General features: G+C 68.0%; 2 protein-coding genes and 2 pseudogenes. 1 reads left to right on the top strand and 3 read right to left on the bottom strand.

Annotated features, from left to right (window positions below):
• A pseudogene (locus ACRDUX_RS38545) lies at positions 1-233 on the top strand (Rv0518 family GDSL lipase); the annotation flags it as partial.
• Between the two features lie 9 nt (positions 234-242).
• On the opposite strand, the gene upp reads toward ACRDUX_RS38545, so the two are convergent.
• From upp to ACRDUX_RS38530, 3 genes and pseudogenes are all read right to left on the bottom strand, one after another.
• A complete protein-coding gene (gene upp / locus ACRDUX_RS38540) occupies positions 243-872 on the bottom strand; it encodes a uracil phosphoribosyltransferase (RefSeq protein ID WP_526422430.1) in 630 nt (209 codons plus the stop codon).
• A gap of 21 nt (positions 873-893) precedes the next feature.
• The gene (locus ACRDUX_RS38535; protein ID WP_526422428.1) at positions 894-2,150 is read right to left on the bottom strand and encodes a DUF1688 family protein; all 1,257 of its coding nucleotides are present in this window, start codon (positions 2,148-2,150) and stop codon (positions 894-896) included.
• Positions 2,147-2,301, bottom strand: a pseudogene (locus tag ACRDUX_RS38530) (GTP cyclohydrolase II); the annotation flags it as partial. The gene ACRDUX_RS38535 and the pseudogene ACRDUX_RS38530, both read right to left, overlap by 4 nt.

The following is a 2,301-nucleotide window of genomic DNA, read 5'->3' as shown; positions in this document are numbered from 1 at the left end:
CGCCGTGGCCGACGGCCGACGTGCCGCCCGCGATCCTGCAGATCCGCGACATCCTCTCCTTCCAGGCGATGCTGGCGGGCGCCACCTTCGTCGACCCGATCGCGCAGCGCTGGTTCGTCGACAGGCCCGACCTCATCGGCCAGGACGGCGTGCACCCGACGGACGCCGGGCATGCCTACATGGCGGACAAGATCGCACCGCTCATCGGTGCGGCGCTGCCACGCCGGGCGTGACCGGACGGACTACTTGGTCCCGAAGATCCGGTCGCCCGCGTCTCCGAGGCCGGGCAGGATGTAGCCGTGTTCGTCGAGCTGGCGATCGACGGCGGCCGTGTAGATCGGCACGTCGGGATGGGCCGACTGCATGGCCGCGATGCCCTCGGGGCACGTCAGCAGACAGACGAACTTGATGGACTTCGGCCCGCACTCCTTGAGCCGATCCACCGCGGCCACCGCGGAGTTTCCGGTGGCCAGCATGGGGTCGACGATCACCACGTCACGCTCGTGCAGATCCCCTGGCATCTTGAAGTAGTACTCGATGGCGACCAGAGTCTTGGGGTCACGGTAGAGACCGATGTGACCGACACGGGCACCCGGCACCACGTCGAGCATGCCGTCGAGGATGCCGGTGCCTGCCCTCAGAATCGAGACGAAGACCAGCTTCTTGCCGTCGATGACCCGTCCGGTCATGGTCTCCAGCGGTGTTTCGATCTCGATGTCGTGCAGTGGGATGTCGCGAAGCACCTCGTAGGCCACCAGTGCCGAGATTTCGTTGACCAGCTGTCGGAAACTCTTGGTGGAAGCCTCCTTTCGGCGGAGCAGGGTCATCTTGTGCTGCACCAGTGGGTGATCGATCAGGTGTATGCCGCCCATTCCCAAGTCCATTGCCATCCTCTAGAAGACCGTGCCGTCGCTGACGATGACCAGTGGTGGCAACCCGCCCCGAAGGCGCTGTGCCAGCGCTCGGCCCGCTGCCCACGTGCCGCCCTCGAGCACACATGCCAACGGCATTCGCACCGCATCCGTGCCGAGGCCTGCGCGCACCGACGGAGCCAGTTCGTCGAGCAATGCCACCGTCAACGCCCGCCACTCGACCACCAGTTCGTCGTCGACCTTCCAGGCGTTTCGCACCCATCCGGGGTCGCGCATGCGCAGCACCCCGGAATCCAGGAGAAGTCCGCCGTTGCGGTATTCGGGAAGCGGCGTCAATGCATCAAGGCCCACGACGCGAACGCCCGCCCATTCGAACGGTTCGAGCAACGAGTACGTCAGCCATTGGGACAACTTGTGGAACGGCATCCAGCCATCGGTGAGGCCGGGCCCGGGCACGGCAGGGTGGCGCCAGCAGTCACCGAGCGGATGCTCGCCGATCATGTTGTCCGCCAGCCAGATTCCCGATAGCGAGACCAGGAGTCGGGAGAGGATGTCGTGCGCGGTGATGGTCGCGGGTCCGTGTTGCGGAAGCAGCCGGTCGTAGAGCCCACCGGGGCGGCCGAGCGGACCGAACATCTCGGGTTGGCCGGCCAATGCCTCACCCAACCTGTGCAGCAGCGCCACCCGGCCGTCGATCCCGACGAGCGGATTGTCCGGTTCGGCCTGGAACGCCTCGGCGAGGCGGCTGGTGGACATCCTGCGCAGTCCCTCCGCGTCGACCCGCAGGGGGGCACCCGCGTCGCTGGAGAAGAGCCCGTCCATGAAGGCGTTCCACGTCGCGACACCCAGCCCCTCGGAACGGGCGAACCGCTGTCCGCTGGCCCCCTCGGCGTAGTGCCAGTCGGGGCCCGCCCCCGCGTCGAGCAGCACGCTGACCACGGTCAGGTCGATCATGGCGCGGGCCCGCGCCGACGGATCCAGCGCCGCCAGCCGCACCTCGAGTTCGGCCTTGCGGTCCACGCCGCCCGCCTCGAAGTGACGCCAGCGGCTGTGGAACGGGATGTTCAGATCGGGATAGCGGTGCCGGGTCACCCCGACGACCTCGGCCACCGCGACCGGTATCGATGGATCGTGCACGACGAACCACGGCGACTCGCCGGCGCGCGCCCGTCGAAGCAGATGGGCGGCACGCTCGCGGACGGCGACGGTGCTGCGCAGCGTGGCCGCGGCGCCGTCGGCCAGCTCGGTGTTCAGATCTCCGGAGGTGCCGAGGCTCATCCGTCCAACCCGCGGCCCTTCGACTTCCTCAGCTCCTCGTCGCCAGGCACCACGCCAGGGGTGAAGTAACCCGCGGCCATCTTGGCGTCGATCTCGACCCGCGCGTCGGCGGGCACCAAGTCGTCGGGGATGTTCACGCGTTCGCCGACCT

Source organism: Mycobacterium sp. (assembly GCF_050701675.1).
Taxonomy (GTDB): Bacteria; Actinomycetota; Actinomycetes; order Mycobacteriales; family Mycobacteriaceae; genus Mycobacterium.
The sequence above is the reverse complement of the archived record's forward strand: the minus strand, read 5'-3'. Positions and strand labels throughout refer to the sequence as shown.

Bases quoted from the DNA above. Each gene is read 5' to 3' on its own strand.
- upp (WP_526422430.1), bottom strand. From the start codon at position 872: ATGGGCGGCATACACCTGATCGATCACCCACTGGTGCAGCACAAGATG.
- ACRDUX_RS38535 (WP_526422428.1), bottom strand. From the start codon at position 2,150: ATGAGCCTCGGCACCTCCGGAGATCTGAACACCGAGCTGGCCGACGGC.